Origin of the sequence: Phenylobacterium sp., assembly GCF_046290725.1 — a bacterium.
Classification (GTDB): Bacteria; Pseudomonadota; Alphaproteobacteria; order Caulobacterales; family Caulobacteraceae; genus Phenylobacterium.
Map to the genome: position 1 here is coordinate 158,765 of NZ_JBKBUH010000001.1, position 16,531 is coordinate 175,295.

22 protein-coding genes are annotated in these 16,531 nt (G+C 69.1%); 12 read left to right on the forward strand and 10 right to left on the reverse strand.

The window, feature by feature from the left end; all coding sequences use genetic code 11:
- The first annotated feature begins 70 nt into the window (after positions 1–70).
- Entirely contained in the window at positions 71–385 is a 315-nt protein-coding gene (locus ACK41C_RS00825) for a hypothetical protein (RefSeq protein WP_409649203.1), read from the forward strand.
- Positions 386–389: 4 nt separating this feature from the next.
- Here ACK41C_RS00825 and ACK41C_RS00830 read toward each other — a convergent pair whose 3' ends face one another.
- Genes ACK41C_RS00830 through hppD form a run of 6 tightly spaced genes read right to left on the reverse strand, consistent with a single transcriptional unit; the run spans position 390 to position 5,445 of the window.
- A complete protein-coding gene (locus ACK41C_RS00830) occupies positions 390–881 on the reverse strand; it encodes a MarR family winged helix-turn-helix transcriptional regulator (protein WP_409649206.1) in 492 nt (163 codons plus the stop codon).
- On the reverse strand, positions 878–1,885 hold the full coding sequence (locus tag ACK41C_RS00835) for a fumarylacetoacetate hydrolase family protein (protein ID WP_409649209.1): 1,008 nt from the start codon (positions 1,883–1,885) through the stop codon (positions 878–880). The genes ACK41C_RS00830 and ACK41C_RS00835 overlap by 4 nt, the downstream gene beginning before the upstream one ends.
- The gene (locus tag ACK41C_RS00840; RefSeq protein WP_409649211.1) at positions 1,882–2,163 is read right to left on the reverse strand and encodes a hypothetical protein; all 282 of its coding nucleotides are present in this window, start codon (positions 2,161–2,163) and stop codon (positions 1,882–1,884) included. Before ACK41C_RS00840 ends, ACK41C_RS00835 begins: the two co-directional genes overlap by 4 nt.
- The gene (locus ACK41C_RS00845; RefSeq protein ID WP_409649214.1) at positions 2,163–3,299 is read right to left on the reverse strand and encodes a homogentisate 1,2-dioxygenase; all 1,137 of its coding nucleotides are present in this window, start codon (positions 3,297–3,299) and stop codon (positions 2,163–2,165) included. The genes ACK41C_RS00840 and ACK41C_RS00845 overlap by 1 nt, the downstream gene beginning before the upstream one ends.
- A complete protein-coding gene (locus tag ACK41C_RS00850) occupies positions 3,299–4,303 on the reverse strand; it encodes an isoaspartyl peptidase/L-asparaginase family protein (RefSeq protein WP_409649217.1) in 1,005 nt (334 codons plus the stop codon). The genes ACK41C_RS00845 and ACK41C_RS00850 overlap by 1 nt, the downstream gene beginning before the upstream one ends.
- 38 nt (positions 4,304–4,341) lie before the next feature.
- A complete protein-coding gene (gene hppD, locus ACK41C_RS00855) occupies positions 4,342–5,445 on the reverse strand; it encodes a 4-hydroxyphenylpyruvate dioxygenase (protein WP_409649220.1) in 1,104 nt (367 codons plus the stop codon).
- 113 nt (positions 5,446–5,558) lie between these two features.
- On the opposite strand from hppD, the gene ACK41C_RS00860 reads away from it, so the two are divergent.
- Genes ACK41C_RS00860 through ACK41C_RS00875 form a run of 4 tightly spaced genes read left to right on the forward strand, consistent with a single transcriptional unit; the run spans position 5,559 to position 7,873 of the window.
- Positions 5,559–6,137, forward strand: a complete 579-nt coding sequence (locus tag ACK41C_RS00860) for a YqaA family protein (protein ID WP_409649223.1) — start codon at positions 5,559–5,561, stop codon at positions 6,135–6,137.
- Positions 6,138–6,165: 28 nt separating this feature from the next.
- On the forward strand, positions 6,166–6,678 hold the full coding sequence (locus tag ACK41C_RS00865; protein WP_409649226.1) for a disulfide bond formation protein B: 513 nt from the start codon (positions 6,166–6,168) through the stop codon (positions 6,676–6,678).
- Complete coding sequence (locus ACK41C_RS00870; RefSeq protein ID WP_409649229.1) at positions 6,675–7,238, forward strand: demethoxyubiquinone hydroxylase family protein; 564 nt, start codon at positions 6,675–6,677, stop codon at positions 7,236–7,238. Before ACK41C_RS00865 ends, ACK41C_RS00870 begins: the two co-directional genes overlap by 4 nt.
- Entirely contained in the window at positions 7,235–7,873 is a 639-nt protein-coding gene (locus ACK41C_RS00875) for a GNAT family N-acetyltransferase (protein WP_409649232.1), read from the forward strand. Before ACK41C_RS00870 ends, ACK41C_RS00875 begins: the two co-directional genes overlap by 4 nt.
- On the opposite strand, the gene ACK41C_RS00880 is transcribed toward ACK41C_RS00875, so the two are convergent.
- Positions 7,870–8,160, reverse strand: a complete 291-nt coding sequence (locus ACK41C_RS00880; RefSeq protein WP_409649235.1) for a hypothetical protein — start codon at positions 8,158–8,160, stop codon at positions 7,870–7,872. The genes ACK41C_RS00875 and ACK41C_RS00880 overlap by 4 nt on opposite strands.
- A 107-nt stretch (positions 8,161–8,267) precedes the next feature.
- On the opposite strand from ACK41C_RS00880, the gene ACK41C_RS00885 reads away from it, so the two are divergent.
- Complete coding sequence (locus ACK41C_RS00885) at positions 8,268–8,474, forward strand: hypothetical protein (protein ID WP_409649238.1); 207 nt, start codon at positions 8,268–8,270, stop codon at positions 8,472–8,474.
- A gap of 66 nt (positions 8,475–8,540) precedes the next feature.
- Here ACK41C_RS00885 and ACK41C_RS00890 read toward each other — a convergent pair whose 3' ends face one another.
- Positions 8,541–9,101, reverse strand: coding sequence for an HNH endonuclease (locus ACK41C_RS00890; protein ID WP_409649240.1), 561 nt, complete (start codon positions 9,099–9,101; stop codon positions 8,541–8,543).
- A gap of 761 nt (positions 9,102–9,862) precedes the next feature.
- On the opposite strand from ACK41C_RS00890, the gene ACK41C_RS00895 reads away from it, so the two are divergent.
- Genes ACK41C_RS00895 through ACK41C_RS00905 form a run of 3 tightly spaced genes read left to right on the forward strand, consistent with a single transcriptional unit; the run spans position 9,863 to position 12,234 of the window.
- Complete coding sequence (locus ACK41C_RS00895) at positions 9,863–10,492, forward strand: TetR/AcrR family transcriptional regulator (RefSeq protein WP_409649243.1); 630 nt, start codon at positions 9,863–9,865, stop codon at positions 10,490–10,492.
- Between the two features lie 10 nt (positions 10,493–10,502).
- Positions 10,503–11,351 carry a tRNA glutamyl-Q(34) synthetase GluQRS gene (gluQRS, locus tag ACK41C_RS00900; RefSeq protein WP_409649246.1) on the forward strand — a complete coding sequence of 283 codons (849 nt, stop codon included), beginning with the start codon at positions 10,503–10,505 and terminating at the stop codon, positions 11,349–11,351.
- A complete protein-coding gene (locus tag ACK41C_RS00905) occupies positions 11,344–12,234 on the forward strand; it encodes a DMT family transporter (RefSeq protein WP_409649249.1) in 891 nt (296 codons plus the stop codon). The genes gluQRS and ACK41C_RS00905 overlap by 8 nt, the downstream gene beginning before the upstream one ends.
- Here ACK41C_RS00905 and ACK41C_RS00910 read toward each other — a convergent pair.
- The gene (locus ACK41C_RS00910) at positions 12,231–13,643 is read right to left on the reverse strand and encodes a protein adenylyltransferase SelO (RefSeq protein ID WP_409653849.1); all 1,413 of its coding nucleotides are present in this window, start codon (positions 13,641–13,643) and stop codon (positions 12,231–12,233) included. The two genes, ACK41C_RS00905 and ACK41C_RS00910, sit on opposite strands and share 4 nt — an antisense overlap.
- A 94-nt stretch (positions 13,644–13,737) precedes the next feature.
- Here ACK41C_RS00910 and nhaA point away from each other — a divergent pair, with 94 nt between their 5' ends.
- Entirely contained in the window at positions 13,738–14,925 is a 1,188-nt protein-coding gene (gene nhaA, locus ACK41C_RS00915) for a Na+/H+ antiporter NhaA (protein ID WP_409649252.1), read from the forward strand.
- 3 nt (positions 14,926–14,928) lie between these two features.
- Here the strand turns inward: nhaA and greA are convergent, their stop codons facing one another.
- Entirely contained in the window at positions 14,929–15,408 is a 480-nt protein-coding gene (greA, locus tag ACK41C_RS00920; RefSeq protein ID WP_409649255.1) for a transcription elongation factor GreA, read from the reverse strand.
- A gap of 140 nt (positions 15,409–15,548) precedes the next feature.
- On the opposite strand from greA, the gene ACK41C_RS00925 reads away from it, so the two are divergent.
- Both ACK41C_RS00925 and ACK41C_RS00930 read left to right on the forward strand, forming a co-directional pair.
- On the forward strand, positions 15,549–16,106 hold the full coding sequence (locus ACK41C_RS00925; protein ID WP_409649258.1) for a dihydrofolate reductase family protein: 558 nt from the start codon (positions 15,549–15,551) through the stop codon (positions 16,104–16,106).
- 80 nt (positions 16,107–16,186) lie between these two features.
- Positions 16,187–16,519: a YciI family protein gene (locus ACK41C_RS00930; RefSeq protein ID WP_409649260.1), complete on the forward strand. Its 333-nt coding sequence runs from the start codon at positions 16,187–16,189 to the stop codon at positions 16,517–16,519.
- Positions 16,520–16,531 lie beyond the last annotated feature (12 nt).

Sequence of the window (16,531 nt, forward strand, 5' to 3'; positions counted from 1 at the left end):
TTAGGCTAGGCTGTTTACCAAGCGATAAATCGGTGTTTTCTACCCTTCTCGGTATCGGGAGGGGTTCAGAATGGACCAGACGCTTACGCAGCGCCGGCGCCGGAAAACGGCGGGCCGGCCGAATTCGGATCAGTTGGCCGAGCGGATTCGAGAGACTTTGCTGATGTTCGGCGGCGAGGCTCATCGCCGAGACGTCATCGCCAATGTGGCCCGCGAGGCCGGCCTGGGCGCCCAGGAGATTCCGGAAGATTTCCAGGCCGCGGTGATCCAGTCCTTCGAGCGGGCCTGGCGCGACGAGGCCCGGCGCGCAACCTACGGCTTCCATCTGCGCTTCGGCGAAGGCTCCCACCGCTGGGGCCTGGCCAAGTCCGCCCTGGCCCACTGAGCCTTCAGGCCGGCGAGGTTCCGGTCAGGGCGTCGGCCGCGCCCTGCAGGCGCACGAGCAGGCGCTTGAGCAGGGCCACTTCCTCGGGCGACAGGCCGGCGATTAGGGCCGCTTCGTAGGCGAGCGCCAGGGGCGAGATCTCCGCATGCAGGCGCGCGCCCTCGGTCGTCAGGGTCAGGACGTGCGACCGGCCGTCGGCGTGATGATCCGACCGGGCGACGAGGCGGCGTTGGGCCAGACCCTGGGCGGCGCGGCTGACCGTCACCTTGTCCATCACCGTGCGCGCCACGATGCCGCCCTGGGTCATCGGCCCGTCCTCCGCCAGCACGCAGATCAGCCGCCACTGCGGAATGGTCAGGCCGAAGCGGTCCTCATAGGCGCGCGCGATCAGGCGGCTGACGGCGTTGGAGGCGACCGAAAGACGATAGGGCAGATAGGCGTCCAGCTTCAGCTCGCCGCCGGCGGCGTCCTCATGAAGCGGGCTGGACGCGCTCATGCCGGCCGGACCTCCTGCTCGATGGCTCCGAAGACGGTGTGTCGGCGCCCGTCGCGCATTTCAATCCGCACCACGTCGCCGTGCTTCAGGAACGGCGTGCTGGCCGCCCCGTGGGCGAGCGTTTCCACGGTGCGCAACTCGGCGAGGCAGGAGTAACCCACTCCGCCCTGGTCGACCGGTTTTCCTGGGCCGCCGTCCGGGCCGCGATTCGAGACGGTGCCGGAGCCGACGATGGAGCCGGCGCCGAGCGCCCGGGTCTTGGCCGCATGGGCGATCAGCGTCCCGAAGTCGAAGGTCATGTCCACCCCGGCGTCGGCGCGGCCCAGCGGCTTGCCGTTCAGCTCGACCTCCAGGGCGCCGGAGAGCTTGCCGTCCTTCCAGGCCTCGCCCAGGGCGTCGGGCGTCACCGCCACGGGCGAGAAGGCCGAGGCGGGCTTCGACTGGAAGAAGCCGAAGTTCTTGGCGAGCTCCGCGGGGATCAGATTGCGCAGTGAGACGTCGTTGACCAGCATCACCAGACGGATGGCGTCCAGCGCCTCCTCCCGGGTCGCGCCCATCGGCACGTCGCCTGTCACCACCGCCACCTCGGCCTCCATGTCGCAGCCCCAGGCCTCGTCCTTCAGCGGAATGGGGTCGCGCGGGGCGAGGAACCCGTCGGAACCGCCCTGGTACATCAGCGGGTCGGTCCAGAAGCTCTCGGGCATGTCGGCGGCGCGCGCCTTTCGCACCAGGGCGACGTGGTTCACATAGGCCGAGCCGTCGGCCCACTGATAGGCGCGCGGCAGGGGGCTGGCCGCGTCGTGCTCGTGGAAGCGTTCGCGCGGCACCGCGCCGTGCTCAAGGCTCTCGGCCAAGCCCCGCAGCAGCGGCTCGACCCGCGTCCAGTCGTCCAGCGCCGCCTGCAGGGTGGGCGCGATGGCGCCGGCGTCGGCGAACCAGGCCAGGTCGTTGGAGACCACCACCAGCCGGCCGTCGCGGCCGCCCTTGAGCGAGGCGAGCTTCATTCAGAATCCTCCCGCGGGATCGTGCGGGTCAGCCGCACGCCCGTTTCATAGTGTTCCGGCAAATAGACCACGACCTCGACGCAGATGTCGCCGCCCGGCTCGGCCGCCCACAGATAGTTGCGCTCGAAGCAGACCTCGCGGCCGGCCGGCGTATAGCCTTCATAGGTGTCGCCCCAGGGCGTGCACTCGGCCATGTCTTTGCGGCTGAGCGTAACCGCCCGCTCCAGCTCCTCCTGCGCGGCGTTGGCGAGATCGGCCTGAAGCTCGGCCCCGGCCATCAGGCCGGCGACTTCCAGCTATCCACATAGGCCACGTTCTCCACCGAAGCGGCGGCCTCGCCCACCTCCAGGGGATCGCGCGTATCGATCATCACCGCATACTCGTCGGTGGCCGTCTTGGGCTGCTGCAGCATGTTCTTCAGCGCCTTGGGGTGCGGCCCGTGGGTGAAGCCGGACGGATGGAAGGTCATCATCCCGGCCTCGATATGGTCACGGCTGAAGAAGTCGCCGGCGTGGTAGAACAGCACTTCGTCATAGTCGTCGTTGTTGTGGAAGAACGGCACCTTCAGTGCGCCCGGATCGGTCTCGAACGGCCGCGGGGCGAAGGTGCAGACCACGAACCGGTCCGCCAGGAAGGTCGTGTGGACGCTGGGCGGCAGGTGGTAGCGGTGGCTGACGATCGGCCGGATGTGGCGCACGTTCAACCGCACCGGGGCGAGCTCCCCGTGCCAGCCAACCGCATCCAGCGGATTGTAGGGGTAGGTGACCACCGAGACCTGGCCGCGCTTCTTGATCTCGACGCGGGTCTCGCCGTCCTGCGCCTGATGGGCCTTGAACGCCTCGTCGATCTCAGGGGTGTCGAGCATGGCCGGGTCGAAGATGGCGTGGCCGCCCAGCATGCCCTTGTCGGGCAGGGTGAAATGGCTGTTGGTCGCCTGGATGGTCAGGATCGCCGTCGGCGAGGCGGGCGCGAGGCGCCACATGGTTCCGCGCGGCAGGTAGAGGTAGTCGCCGGCCTCATAGGCGATGTGGCCGTAGTCGCATAAGAGGTCGCCCTCGCCCTGGTGCACGAACAGCAGCTGGTCGCCGTCGGCGTTGCGGGCCAGCGCCGGCATGGGCGCGGCCAGCTTCCAGAACCGCATCTCGCAGGCGGCGTTGTGCAGGATCACCGGGGCAGCCCAGGGCGAACCGGGCGCTTCGTTCAGCCGCGCCAGGTCGAAGGCGCGGGGCCGGAGCGGCCCTTCGAAGCTCGTCCAGCCGGTCGGCGGCCGCGGATGGTGGATGAAGGCGGCCGGGCCGAAGAAGCCCTCCTTGGAGATCTCCCGCTCGTAGGTGCCCTCCGGCATGTCCGCATGGGCCTGGCGGGAGTGGGCGCCCTGGGCGGCGCGGACCGGAATCCAGTTGCGGGAAGCCATCACGGATCGTCCTTGTAGATGCCCACGATCACCGGCTGACCTGCGGCGGCGCGGGCCCGGTACATGCCGGAGGTGTTGAAGCTCCAGGCGATCTGGCCATCGGGGGCCACGGCGATGATCCCGCCGTCGCCGCCCAGGGCGGTCAGCTTCTTCTGCACCACTTCGTCGGCCGCGGCCTGCAGGCTCAGGCCCTTGTGCTCGACCAGAGCGCAGACCTCGCGGGCCACGGTCAGGCGGATGAAGTACTCGCCCGTGCCGGTGGCCGAGACGGCGCAGGAGGCGTTGGAAGCGAAGGTGCCGGCGCCGATGATCGGGGAATCCCCTACCCGGCCCCAGCGCTTGCCGGTCGTGCCGCCCGTGGAGGTGCCGGCCGCCACATTGCCTTGGGAGTCCAGCGCCACCACGCCCACCGTGCCGTGCTTGCCCTCGTCATGGGCGAGGCCTTGGGCCGCGTCCGGCGCGCCGGCGACCTTGGGCTTGGCGGGGACCGGCAGGTTGTTGGCCTTGGCGAAGTTCTCGAGGCTGCGCCACCGCCGCTCGGTGAAGAAGTAGCTGGGATCGACCTGTTCGACGCCCCTGGCCTTGGCGAAGCCTTCCGCCCCGGAACCGATCAGCATGACGTGCGGCGAGTGCTCCATCACCGCCCGGGCCAGGGCGATGGGATGCCGGATCGTCGAGACCCCCGCCACCGCCCCGGCGGCGAGGGTCTTGCCGTCCATGATCGAGGCGTCGTGCTCGTTGCGCCCCTCGGCGGTGAAGACTGCGCCGCGGCCAGCGTTGAACAGCGGGTCGTCCTCGAGCAGTTCGATGGTCGTCTGGATGGCGTCGAGCGCCGATCCGCCCCGTTCCAGCACCTGGGCTCCGGCCTCAGTGACGCGGGTCATGGCCTGGCGATAGGCGGCCTCCTGCTCGGGGCTCAGGTCCTTGCGCTCGATCACGCCGGCCCCGCCGTGCACCACAATGGCCCACCTGGGCTGGGCGGAAGCCGCCGTCGCCGACATCATCAACAGAACTCCAACAACAGCGGCTGCGAGGACGCGCATCACCCCTCCTTCGCGGGCAGGACTCCTCTGCGAATTTGGTCGAGCTCGATCGACTCGAACAGGGCCTTGAAGTTGCCCTCGCCGAATCCTTCGTTGCCCTTGCGCTGAATCAGCTCGAAGAAGATCGGGCCGATCATGTTCTCGGTGAAGATCTGCAGCAGCAGGCCCTGGCCCTCGGTCGGCGCCCCGTCGATCAGGATTTTGTTGGCGCGCAGCCGGTTCAGGTTCTCGCCATGGCCCGGCACCCGGGCGTCGATGCCGTCGAAATAGGTGTCGATGGTGTCCTGGAACACCACGCCGGCCTCACGCATCCGCTCGACAGATTCGTAGATGTCGTCGGTGCCCAGCGCCACGTGCTGGATGCCCTCGCCGTGATAGTCCTTCAGGAACTCCTCGATCTGCGAGTGGTCGTCTTGGCTCTCGTTCAGCGGGATGCGGATCTTGCCGCAGGGGCTGGTCATGGCCTTGGAGAACAGGCCCGTCTGAGCGCCCTCGATGTCGAAATAGCGGATCTCCCGGAAGTTGAAGATGCGCTCGTAGAAGTCGGCCCACTTGGCCATGTTGCCGCGGAACACGTTGTGGGTCAGGTGGTCGAGATAGGTCAGGCCTTTGGAGTTCGCCGCCATCTTCGCCTCCGCCCCCTCGATCGGGACGAAGTCGACGTCGTAGATCTCCTGGGCGCCGTAGCGGTCGACCAGGTAAAGGTTCGAGCCGCCGATCCCCTCGATGGCGGGGATGTTCAGCTCCATCGGCCCGACCGGCCCCTGCACCGGCGTGGCCCCGCGCTCGACGGCCAGCTTCAAGGCCTTGGCCGCGTCCTTCACCCGGAAGGCCATGGCGTTGGCGCTGGGGCCGTGAACCTTGCGGAACTCCGCGGCCTGGCCGGACGGCTCCATGTTCAGGATGAAGTTGATGTCGCCCTGGCGGAAGCGCAGCACGTTCTTCGAACGGTGCTTCGCCACCGCGGTGAAGCCCATCTGCTCGAACAGGCCGGCCAGCCGTTCCGGCTCCGGCGAGGTGAACTCCACGAACTCGAAACCGTCGGTGCCGAGCGGATTGTCGAACAGGTCGCCGCGGGCGGGAGTCTTCGTCTGGACGTTCATGGGCGCTCTCCCTCGAGAGATAGTATCAGTTGAAACTAGATGCCCGATGCGAGGGCGCGAGACAAGCCCCCGATCTCTTGCTAGCAACGCGCGAACTCCCGCTTCGGATCGCCATGTTTCGCAAGACCTACGACTGGGTGATGGGCCTGGCCGGCTCGCGTCACGCGCCCGCCTCCCTGGCAGCGATCTCCTTTGCGGAGAGCTCGTTCTTCCCGATCCCGCCGGACGTGATGCTGGCCCCCATGGTGCTGGCGCGGCCGAACCGGGCCTTCCTCTATGCCGGCCTCTGCACCCTGGCTTCGGTCGTGGGCGGCCTGTTCGGCTACGGCATCGGCTTCTTCCTGGAGCCGCTGGGGGTGCGGCTGTTGGAGGTCTTCGGCCATCCCGAGGGCAAGGCGGAGTTCGACGCCCTGTTCGATCGTTTCGGCATCGCCTTCGTGCTGGTCGCCGGCTTCACGCCCATACCCTTCAAGCTCATTACGATCGCCTCGGGCATGGCGCAGTTCGACATCGTGACCTTCATCTGGGCCGCGGCGGCGTCGCGCGGCGCCAGGTTCTTCGCCGTCGCTACGGTGCTGAAGTATCTCGGTCCGACCATGCTGCAGGAGTTCGAGCGGCGGCTGAACCTATACACGGTCATCCTGCTGATTCTGGCGGTCGGCGGGTTCCTGGTGCTGAAGGTCTTCATGTGAAGCCCTGTTTGGGGTTCTATCTGCGCCGATGACATTGTTCCGGCCCTTCCTCGAACGCTGGCGGCTGACCGCGCTCCTCGCCTCATTGGGCATGCTGGCCATCGCGCACGGCTTCCAGACCTTTGGCGGCTTCGCCCCCTGCGCGCTGTGCCTGCGCCAGCGGGAAGTCTATTGGGCCGCCGCGGCCGTGGCGGCCGCCGGCTTCCTGATCGTCCGGCTCTCGCCCTGGCGGGGTTGGCGGATTCTCTCCACCGGGCTCCTGGCGGCGATCTTCGTGGTCGGAATCGGCGTCGCGGTCTATCATGCCGGCGCGGAGTGGAAGTGGTGGCCGGGCCCCACCGCCTGCGCCAATGTCGGCGGGCGGGTGAGCGTGCAGGACATGACCGCCCTCCTACAGGGCGCCCAGATCCGCCCGCCGGCCTGCGACGAAGCGCCGTGGGTGTTCCTGGGCCTGTCGATGGCCGGATGGAACGCCCTGATCTCGCTGGCGCTTGCGGGGCTCAGCCTGATGGCGCTGAGGCTGGAGTGGACGAGACGATGAGCGGCAAGCCCCTTCCGCCCCGGCCGGGCGCCGGCGCCCTGCAGGCGCGGCTGGCCGAGATCCTGCGCGTCGACCACGCGGGCGAGCTGGGCGCCGTCCACATCTATCGCGGTCAGCGCGCCGTGCTGGACAAGGCGTCGGGCCGCGAGCGCATCGCCGGGCAGCTGGCCGAGATGGAAGGCCACGAGGCCGAGCACCTGGCGCGGTTCGACAAGCTGCTGGTCGAGCGCGGCGTGCGGCCCACGGCGCTGGCCCCCTTCTGGCGGGTCGCCGGCTTCGCTCTCGGCGCCGGCACGGCCCTGATGGGCGAGAAGGCCGCGCACGCCTGCACCGAGGCGGTGGAGAGCGTGATCGAGCAACACTACGCCAGCCAGGTGGCCGAGATCCTCGAGCGCGAGCCGGAACTGGCGGCCGAGCTGGCCCAGTTCCGGGAGGAGGAGCTGGCCCATCGCGACAAGGCGGTGGACGAAGGCGCCCGCGAGGCGCCGGGCTACGCCGTGCTGTCGGCGGCGATCCGGGCCGGCTGCCGGGCCGCCATCAAGATCAGCGAAAAGCTTTGACCCCTGAAGCCGCCGAAGCCCTGAAGCGCAGCGCCGAGGCGCCGGAGCGCGCTGGCCGAAGCGACTTGGGGGCCGTGGCCCAGGACCTGTCGGCGGCGTTCGCCACCGATCCGGTCATGAATTGGTTCCTACGCGCCGATGCGCAGCGAGACGCGGGCCGGCTGCGCCTCTTCCACCTGCTGATGGCCAGCGCCTTCGCGGATGGGGAGATCGTACGACCGGCTGCAGGCGGCGCCGCGGCCGTCTGGCTGCCCTCGGAGAGCCTGGGGCCCACACCCTTCCTGCAGGAGATGCGGGCCCTGCCCACCCTGTTGGCGGCCACGGGATTCTTGCGGATCGGCCGCATGGCCGCCACCCGCAGGGCCATGGAGGCGCACCATCCGAAGGATCGCCCTCACGCCTATCTGTGGTTCATCGGCGTGCGGCCGGAAGCCCAGGGCCTAGGCGTCGGATCACGGCTTCTGGCGGCCAGCCTGAGACGCCTCGATGCGGAGGGCCGGCCAGCCTATCTGGAGTCCTCCAACATCGCCAACGTGCCGCTCTACCGACGCCACGGCTTCGAGGTCACCGCCGAGATCGAGCCTCGGCCAGGCTCGCCGAAGCTCTACGCCATGTGGCGCGAACCCCAGGCCTAGGGCTGGGCCGGGGCCGGCTCCGGCTGGCTTGCGCCGGGCATGTCGCTGGCGACCACCTCGCCGCGGGTCGCGCCCGTCGCGATCATGGCGTCGTCGGTCGCGCTCTCCTGCGGCCTCGCCAGGAAGATCACTGCCAGCACCACCAGGCTTGCGCCTAGTATCCAGAAGACCGGCCGGCGCGCGCCGGGCTTGGAATTGACGGGCGGCGGGTTCACGCCGGCGCGGCCATCGTCCACGCCAGGGGCGGAATCGGCGGCGTTGGTGCGGGTGTGTCGGGGATCGGTCATCGGCTTGCTCCTCGCTGTCCCGAACCGACGCGCCGGGAGGAGGTTCCGCCCGGCTTGGCAAGCCGCGACGGCCGGGCCATGCTGGGCCGTCAGGAGGAAGGGCCGCCATGGTGCAATATGCGGTGACCCAGAAGGACGGAGCCTGGACCGTGTTCCGCGACGGCCAGCCGATCGAGCGCGACATCAGCCGCTCGGCGGGCATCGAGCTCGCCAAGACGCTGGCCTTCGAGGCCGAGGAACGCGGCGAGACGGTCGAACTGCTGATCCAGGGCTATACCGGCGAACTGACCCGCAAGGTGACCGGCGCAGACTGAAGCGCGTTCCACAAAAGTGGACCCCGGGTTTGCGGTCCGAACGCGCTCAAGCTCTGAAGAGCCGCCTCAGGCCTCCAACTCGATGTCCCAGTAGAGGTAGTCCAGCCAGCTTTCGTGCAGGTGGTTGGGGGGGAATCGGCGTCCCCGCTCCTGCAGCTCATAGGCCGTGGGCCGGCGAGGCCGGTGGAAGGGATGCATATGGGCCTCGGCCGGGGTGCGCCCGCCCTTGGTCAGGTTGCAGCGGGCGCAGGCGGTGACGATGTTCTCCCAGGTCGTGCGCCCGCCCCGCGACCGCGGCACCACATGGTCGAAGGTCAGGTCTTCGCCGCTGCGGCAGTACTGGCAGGTGAAGGCGTCGCGCAGGAAGAGGTTGAAGCGGGTGAAGGCCGGGGGACGGTCCTGGGCCACGTACTGCTTCAGCGAGACGACGCTGGGAAGCCGCATGGCGAACGAAGGCGAGCGGACCTCGTGGTCGTAGGTGGAGACAACATCGACGCGGTCGAGGAAGACCGCCTTGATCACCTCCTGCCACGGCCAGATCGACAGGGGGTAGTAGCTGAGCGGCCGGAAATCGGCGTTCAGCACGAGGGCGGGCCAGCCGGAGGGCGGGCGGCTAAGCACCTGCATGGCCGGGCCTCTCGGTGCGCCGGAGGGCGCCTATGGGGTACGCGTAGAGACTGAAGACAAGCCCCCTTTCGCGACTGACGGCCCGCGAACCCTCCCGCAGGACGATTCGCGCAATGAAGGAATTATAGGCGAGATTCCGCGACACCTCCATGACCGGGAACCCGACTCCGCTCGCAGGAAGCCGGGCCCCGCGGAGGCGGCGCCGTCCTCATGCGCCGAAAGCGGCCGTGGCGCCGGCCAGGGTCAGGCTAATGCCGACGAAGGCGACGGAGATGACCACGTCGAAGAGGCGGCCGATCCGGGTGAGAGCATACATGGCGTGCTTCCTTTGCATCTCGGGTTTCACCGGCGGGCCGCCGGCGCCGTCCATCTGGACAATGCTTAGATAGCACACATCTAAACGCCGTACAGTTTACATTTTACAATGTACGATATGCAGAATCGCATATCCGGGGTCGGGCACGAAAAAGGGGGCCGGAAGGCCCCCTAGGATCGTTTCGAAACGCGCCGGGATCAGATCCCGAGCGAGGCCGTCGCCACTGCGACGCCGAGGCCCAGAGCCAGCAGCACCGCAGGCGCCACCCGGTCGAAGAAGCGTTCGAAATTGGCGATACGCGCGAGAGACATGACACACACCTTTCAGTTGGAACCCCCGGGGGAGCGGGGGACGTTTGTTATTTGAACGACGCTAAGATAGCAGCGATCTTAGCGGCGTCAAGATGATCTTTACGGCGTCCAGATTCAGTTTTAGAGTGCCCGCGATGAGAGAAACTGCAGCCGCCGGTCCGCGCCCTTACCATCACGGCGATCTTCGTCGCGCCCTGATCGACGCCGCGCGCCGCCTGCTGGAGTCCGAAGGTCCCACCGCCCTTTCGCTGCGCGCCGTGGCCCGGGAGGCCGGCGTCAGCCCGGCCGCGCCCTATCACCACTTCAAGGACAAGAGCGAACTGCTCGACGCTGTGGCCGCGGAAGGCTGGGAGCTGTTGAACGAGAAGATGACGGCGGCGCGCACGGCCGAGAGCTCTCTCTCCGGCAAGCTCGCCTCCCTGGGGGTGGCCTATGTGCGCTTCGCCCGCGACAACCCGGCCCTCTATCGGGTGATGTACGACGCCTCGCGGGACAAGGAGGGCCTGCCCGAGCACGTGCACCAGGACGAGGACAGCGCCTACTGCCAGGTGCGCAACACCCTGGTGGAGGCCGGCGTCGATCCGCTCGACGATGTCGACCTGGAGCTCGCCACCACCGCCGCCTGGGCCGCCGCCCATGGACTGGCCGAAATGGTCGCCTTCAAGCAGTTCCAACCGCTGAAGGATGCGCTGGGCGGCGAGGACGCCTTCCTGCGCGGCGTGTTCGAGCACTTGGGCGTTTTCGCGCTCAGCCGCCGCGGCTAGAGCTTTCCGGGTGAGCTTGGTCACCCGCTTCGCCCCCTCCCCCACCGGCCGCCTGCACCGGGGGCACGCCTTCTCGGCGCTCACCGCCCATCGCGCTGCGCAAGGCGCCGGCGGACGATTCCTGTTGCGGATCGAGGACATCGACTTCACCCGCTGCCGGCCGGAGTTCGAGACGGGGATCTACGAGGACCTAGCCTGGCTCGGCCTTTCCTGGGAAACGCCCGTCCGCCGCCAGTCCGAGCACATGGCCGATTACGAGGCGGCGCTCGAAACCTTGCGCGGCCGCGGCCTCGCCTACCGCTGCTTCCGCACCCGCAAGGAGATCGCCGAGAGCGCCGCCAGCGCGCCGCACGGGCCTGGCCCGGCCTTTCGTGGGGAGCCCCATTCTCCGCAGGAGGAAGCGCGCCGGCTGGCGGCCGGGGAGCCGTTCGCATGGCGCCTGTCGCTCGAGGCGGCCGAACGGGCTCTGGGCGGGTTCGGAAGCCTCGTCTTCCTGGAGGAGGGCGAAGGTCCCGACGGCCGACGCGGCGTCATGGCCGCCCGCCCCCAACTGGCGGGCGACATCGTGCTGGCCCGCAAGGACGTGGGGGTCGCCTATCACCTGGCGGTGGTCGTCGACGACGCCTTGCAGGGGATCACCCACGTGATCCGCGGCCAGGACCTGTTCGAGGCCACCCACGTCCAGCGCCTGCTGCAGGCCTTGCTCGGCCTGCCGACGCCGGTCTATCGCCATCACCGGCTGCTCACCGGGCCCGACGGGCGGCGGTTCGCCAAGCGCGACCGTTCCGAGACCCTGGCGGAGCTGCGCGCCGCCGGCGTCACGCCTGCGCAGCTGCGGAAGGAGATGGGCTTTGAGTGAGGCGACGCAGGGTCGAGGCGCGGCGCTCGCCGTGCTGGTGTTCGGCGCCTGCGTGATCGGGACAGCCCCGATCCTGGTCCGCCTGGCCGAAGCGGGCCCGGCGGCCGCCGGCTTCTGGCGGCTGCTGCTGGCGCTTCCGCTTCTGGCCCTGATGGCGCAGAGGACCGACGGCGGCGTCGGCGCCGCGCCGAAGGCCGCCTTGCTCGCCGGCGTCGCCTTCGCCCTCGACCTCGGCTTCTGGCACTACTCCATCGAGATGACCTCGGTGGCGAACGCGACCGTCCTCTGCAACCTGAGTCCCGTGGTGGTGACGGCCCTGGCCTGGATTTTCCTGAAGCAGAAGGTCGGCCCGCGTTTTATCGCCGCCCTGGCTCTGGCGGTGGGCGGGGCGGCCCTGATCGCATTCGGCCGGCCGCCAGGAGCGCCCGGCTCGAACCCGCCGTTGGGCGACGCCCTGGCGCTGTCCACGGCGCTTTGGTACGCGCTCTACTTCGTGGCGGTGAGCGCCGCCCGGCGAAACGCCGGCGCCACACGGATCATGTTCTGGTCCACCCTCACCGGGATCCCCCTGCTGTTGGTCGCAGCGCTCGCGATGGGGGAGTCCATCCTGCCGGCCAGCGCCGCCGGCTGGGCGGCCTGCGCGGCGCTCGGCGTCATGCACATCGTCGGCCAGGGCTCCATCGCCTGGGCGTTGGGGCGGCTGCCTGCGGCCACGGCTTCGGTCGTGGTCGTGATCCAGCCGGTGGTGGCCGCCTTGCTTGGCTGGCTTCTGTTCTACGAAGCGCTGGGGCCGTTGCAGGCGGCAGGCGCCGCCGCGGCCCTGGCCGGCGTGGTCCTGGCCCAGATCGCCTCGCGACCGAAGCCTGCCGTCGCGGCGGCCTAGAACCCATACGCCGCCCGCGCCGCCTCGATGGCGGACAGTTTAGCCTCGAAAGCCGTCCACTCGTCGCGCTCGGCGATGTCGGCCCAGATCGCCTCGATCTCGTCATAGAGCAGCTCCTGGGGCTCCGGCGCCTGGAAATAGGCCGCCTGCAGCCGCTCCGGCCGGTCGGGCTCGAAGTCCGCCAGCATCCGACGGAAATCCGCGAAGCCTTCGCCCTCATAGAGGTCGCCGCGCGGCCCCGCGAGCGCACGGGCCGGATCACCTCCGAACCAATCAAAGAAGAACGGCTCCCACCGCAGCCGCTCGCCGCCAGCCGCTAGCGCCCGGAAAGCGGCGTTGGCGAGATCGGCGTCGGCCTCGGCGCCTCGGCCCTTCACCCCCAGACGGCGCGCCATGGCGGCGGCGAGCGCCTCGCGATAGGCGGGGCCGAAGGTGTTCAGCGCTTCGATCAGAGGCTCGCGCTCCGCCACCAGGGTCAGGCAGCCGCCCAGCTGCTGCAGGTTCCAGAACACCGCCTCCGGCTGGCGGCCGAAGGAATAGAGCCCGGCGGAGTCGAAATAGGCGGCCACGAAGTTGGGGTCGTTGCGCGGCAGGAACCGGTACGGGCCATAGTCGAAGCTCTCGCCCGTGATGTTCATGTTGTCGGTGTTGAGTACGCCGTGGACGAAGCCTGCAGCCATCCAGGACGCCGTCAGCCGCGCGGCTCGGGCGGTCACCGCCGAAAGCAGCGCGCCGGCGCGATCGGCGGCGCCGGCGAGCTCCGGATAGTAATGGGCGACGACGTGGTCGATGAGGGCTTCGATGCGGTCTGCCTTGTCGAAGAAGGCCTGCCGCTGGAAGGTCCCAAAGCGGATGTGGCTGTGCGACAGCCGCACCAGCACGGATGAACGCGTTGGGCTGGGCTCGTCCCCCCGCATCAGCGCCTCGCCGGTCTCGATGAGCGAAAATGAGCGCGAGGTCGGAACGCCCAGGGCCTCCAGCATGGCGGTGGCCAACACCTCGCGCACGCCGCCTTTCAGGGTGAGCCGCCCGTCGCCCTGACGCGACCAGGGCGTCTGGCCCGAGCCCTTGGTCCCGAGTTCCAGCAGCCGGTCGGATCCCCCCTCGCGCAGTTGGGCGAAGGTGAAGCCGCGCCCGTCCCCGAGCTCGGGGTTGTAAACCCGGAACTGGTGGCCGTGATAGCGCATGGCCAAGGGCCGAGGCAGGTTGCCCGGCAAGGGCTCGAACCGGCCGAAATGGTCGATCCACTCCGCGTCGGTCAGGGGCTCCAGGCCGACCGTCGCCGCCGCGCGGTCGTTTCGGAAGCGCAGGATCGCCTGTGGGAAATCCGCCGGCTCAACCGGATCGAAGAAATCCGGGCCAAGGTCCTGGACGCGCGGGTCGGGGCGATAGGCGGCGGAGACGGGCATCCGTCGCAGATGGCCCGCCACCGGCCGGGGAGCAAGCGCCAGCGGCGTCGAGAACGCCTGTCGGCCTGGCCACGGCCGTGCTACCGCAGGGACGATGGCGCGGCGCAGCACCCTCGATTTCCTGAAGACCGAGACCGCCTCGGGCCTGATCCTGGCGCTCGCGGCCCTGGCCGGCCTGGTGCTGGCCAACTCGCCGCTGGCGGAGCGCTACTTCACGTTCGTGAACCAGGAGATCACGGTCCAGGTCGCCGCCTTCCGCCAGACCCACAGCCTGCTCGTCTGGGTGAAGGACGGGCTGATGAGCGTGTTCTTCTTCGTGGTCGGGCTGGAGCTGAAGTCTGAGGTCCTACGCGGCGAACTCGCCAATCCGCGGCGGATCGCCCTGCCGGTCCTGGCGGCGCTCGGCGGCATGATCGCACCGGCCGGGCTTTATCTCCTGATCAACCAGGGGGCCGGCGGTGCGCCGCAGGGATGGCCGACGCCCACGGCCACCGACATCGCCTTCGCCCTGGCGGCCCTGACCATAGCCGGCCCGCGCCTGCCTCACGCCCTGCGGGCCTTCCTGCTGACCCTCGCCATCGCCAGCGACCTGGCGGCGGTGGGGCTGATCGCCATGCTCTATACCGAGGACGTGCATTTCGTGGCCCTCGGCGGGGCGGCCGCGGCGCTCGGCCTGATGGCCCTGCTCGGCCGCTGGAAGAACGCCCCCTTCCTCTTCTATGCGGTGTGTTTCGTCCTGGCCTGGGCCTTCACTCTCGAGAGCGGCGTGACGCCCTCCATCGTCGGCGCGGTCGCCGCCATGACCGTGCCCATCGATCCGCGCCGGCCGGGCGAGGAAAGCCCCCTGCGCCACTTCATGCGCAGCATCCACCCCTATGTCGCCTTCCTGATTCTGCCGCTGTTCGCCTTCTCGGCCTCCGGCTTCTCGCTCGCCGGCCTCTCGCTCTCGGCCCTCGCCGCCCCCGTGCCCATGGGCGTGGCCCTTGGCCTGTTCTTAGGCAAGCAGGCGGGCGTGTTCGGCGCCACGGCGCTGGCCATCGGCCTGAAGCTCGGCCGACGCCCGACAGGCGCCAAGTGGCTGGAGCTCTACGGGGTCGCGCTGCTCAGCGGCGTCGGCTTCACCTTGAGCCTCTTCATCGGCGGCCTCGCCTTCGACGCCGACGACGCAACCGGCCAGGCCGGCGTCCGGCTCGGCGTGTTCGCCGGCTCCCTGCTTTCCCTCGCCTTCGGCATGGCCGTGCTCGCCTTGGCCCAACGCCTGCGATCGGCGGAACGAGCCTAGACGTCAACGGACGGCGACGATCTCCACCTCGGCCCCGTTGACCATCGCCGTATCGCCGACCCCCTTGCCCATCGTCGCCCGTGCGAGCGGGGCGACATAGGAGATGCTGCCCTTGGCCGGGTCGGCCTCGTCCTCGCCGACGATGCGGAAGCTCTGGCGGCGGCCGTCCTCGCGTTCGATCTCCACCGTCAGCCCGAACTGCACGGCCTCCAAGGCCGGATCGGGCTCGGTAAGCTGGGCGCTGGCCCGCCGGGCGCTCCAATAGCGCAGATCCCGCGTCGCCCGCGCCATGGCCGTGCGGTCGGCGCTGACCCCTCCCTTAGCCTGGGCCGCGGAATAGGCCGCGCGTGCAGCCGCCAGCTCCGCCTCGATGGCCGCCAGGCCGCTGGCCGTCACCAGATTGGCGTGCGGCGAGATCGGCCGATCCGGCAGGTCGGCGGCCTGGGCTTCGTAGTCTTCCTCGCGGGTGAAGGCGACGCTCATGGGAGGAAATCTAGGCTGTGGGTGTTGGAAACCAAAGCCCTGCCGCGCTCCGCCGGTTCCATGCGAAAAACCAGTTTTAATTTGCAATCAGACATGCCACAAGAGTGATTGCGAATTGCAATCATTCTGGAGCGAGGAACATGAGAAAGCTCGTCGTTTGGAATCTGATGACCCTCGACGGTTCGTTCGAAGGCGCCGAGAAGTGGGACCTGGCCTTCCACGACACGGCCTGGGGCGACGAACTCAGCGCGTTCAGCCAGGCGCAAGCCGAGGAAGTCGGCGCCCTCCTGTTCGGCCGCGTGACCTATGAGGGCATGGCCGCCTATTGGTCGAAGGAGACCGGGCCGATCGCCGACTTCATGAACGGCGTGGAGAAGGTGGTGGTCTCCAAGACGCTCGACAAAGCCGACTGGAACAACAGCCGCCGCCTGGAGGGCGAGCTGCCCGGCGCGGTGGCGGAGCTCAAGCGGCGGCCGGGCAAGGACATCTATGTGTTCGGCAGCGCCGAGCTCGTGGCGGCCCTGCTGCGGCACGAACTGGTCGACGAATACCGCATCTGCATCGCGCCCGTGGTGCTCGGCGGGGGAACGCCGATGTTCAAGCCGTTCGATGGCGCCCTGGGCATGAAGCTGACCAAGACCACGCCGCTGAAGACCGGCGCGGTGATCCTGTACTACGAACCGCAATACCGAGCCTGAGGGGCGAGCCAGCGTCGCACGACGCGTTCATGGGCCGAGGCGCGAGGACGCCGTCTCGGCCGCTTAAGGGAGACGAACCCATGCCCAAGTTCATCACGATCGGATATGGCGATCCGGCCGACTACGACCGCACGCCCCGCTCCATCAGGGACGCCGCCCATGCCCAGGACGCGAAGCTGCGGTCCGAAGGCGCGGTGATCGCGATCGCCGGCGCGCCGGTGCAGGTCCGCAATCCGGAGGCCCGCGGCAGGGAAACCCGTGATGGGCCGTTCATGTCGTCGGCCTTGCCGATCGCCGGCTTCGCCATCCTGGAGGCCGCCGACCTGGCCGAAGCGATCGATAAGGTTTCACACGTGCCCTGCGCGGTGGCGCACGGCGTCGTCGAAGTCTGGCCGTTGAAGGAGACGCCGTGATCTGAACCGCGG

What these genes read in the sequence shown, in the direction of transcription:
- ACK41C_RS00930 (WP_409649260.1), top strand. Translation starts at nt 16,187, where the DNA reads ATGCCCAAGTTCATCACGATCGGATATGGCGATCCGGCCGACTACGAC.
- ACK41C_RS00890 (WP_409649240.1), bottom strand. Translation starts at nt 9,101, where the DNA reads ATGCAGGTGCTTAGCCGCCCGCCCTCCGGCTGGCCCGCCCTCGTGCTG.
- ACK41C_RS00850 (WP_409649217.1), bottom strand. Translation starts at nt 4,303, where the DNA reads ATGATGTCGGCGACGGCGGCTTCCGCCCAGCCCAGGTGGGCCATTGTG.
- ACK41C_RS00910 (WP_409653849.1), bottom strand. Translation starts at nt 13,643, where the DNA reads ATGCCCGTCTCCGCCGCCTATCGCCCCGACCCGCGCGTCCAGGACCTT.
- greA (WP_409649255.1), bottom strand. Translation starts at nt 15,408, where the DNA reads ATGAGCGTCGCCTTCACCCGCGAGGAAGACTACGAAGCCCAGGCCGCC.
- ACK41C_RS00895 (WP_409649243.1), top strand. Translation starts at nt 9,863, where the DNA reads ATGAGAGAAACTGCAGCCGCCGGTCCGCGCCCTTACCATCACGGCGAT.
- ACK41C_RS00860 (WP_409649223.1), top strand. Translation starts at nt 5,559, where the DNA reads ATGTTTCGCAAGACCTACGACTGGGTGATGGGCCTGGCCGGCTCGCGT.
- hppD (WP_409649220.1), bottom strand. Translation starts at nt 5,445, where the DNA reads ATGAACGTCCAGACGAAGACTCCCGCCCGCGGCGACCTGTTCGACAAT.
- ACK41C_RS00870 (WP_409649229.1), top strand. Translation starts at nt 6,675, where the DNA reads ATGAGCGGCAAGCCCCTTCCGCCCCGGCCGGGCGCCGGCGCCCTGCAG.
- ACK41C_RS00835 (WP_409649209.1), bottom strand. Translation starts at nt 1,885, where the DNA reads ATGAAGCTCGCCTCGCTCAAGGGCGGCCGCGACGGCCGGCTGGTGGTG.
- ACK41C_RS00885 (WP_409649238.1), top strand. Translation starts at nt 8,268, where the DNA reads ATGGTGCAATATGCGGTGACCCAGAAGGACGGAGCCTGGACCGTGTTC.
- ACK41C_RS00865 (WP_409649226.1), top strand. Translation starts at nt 6,166, where the DNA reads ATGACATTGTTCCGGCCCTTCCTCGAACGCTGGCGGCTGACCGCGCTC.
- ACK41C_RS00825 (WP_409649203.1), top strand. Translation starts at nt 71, where the DNA reads ATGGACCAGACGCTTACGCAGCGCCGGCGCCGGAAAACGGCGGGCCGG.
- ACK41C_RS00925 (WP_409649258.1), top strand. Translation starts at nt 15,549, where the DNA reads ATGAGAAAGCTCGTCGTTTGGAATCTGATGACCCTCGACGGTTCGTTC.
- ACK41C_RS00830 (WP_409649206.1), bottom strand. Translation starts at nt 881, where the DNA reads ATGAGCGCGTCCAGCCCGCTTCATGAGGACGCCGCCGGCGGCGAGCTG.
- ACK41C_RS00845 (WP_409649214.1), bottom strand. Translation starts at nt 3,299, where the DNA reads ATGGCTTCCCGCAACTGGATTCCGGTCCGCGCCGCCCAGGGCGCCCAC.
- nhaA (WP_409649252.1), top strand. Translation starts at nt 13,738, where the DNA reads ATGGCGCGGCGCAGCACCCTCGATTTCCTGAAGACCGAGACCGCCTCG.
- ACK41C_RS00880 (WP_409649235.1), bottom strand. Translation starts at nt 8,160, where the DNA reads ATGACCGATCCCCGACACACCCGCACCAACGCCGCCGATTCCGCCCCT.
- ACK41C_RS00840 (WP_409649211.1), bottom strand. Translation starts at nt 2,163, where the DNA reads ATGGCCGGGGCCGAGCTTCAGGCCGATCTCGCCAACGCCGCGCAGGAG.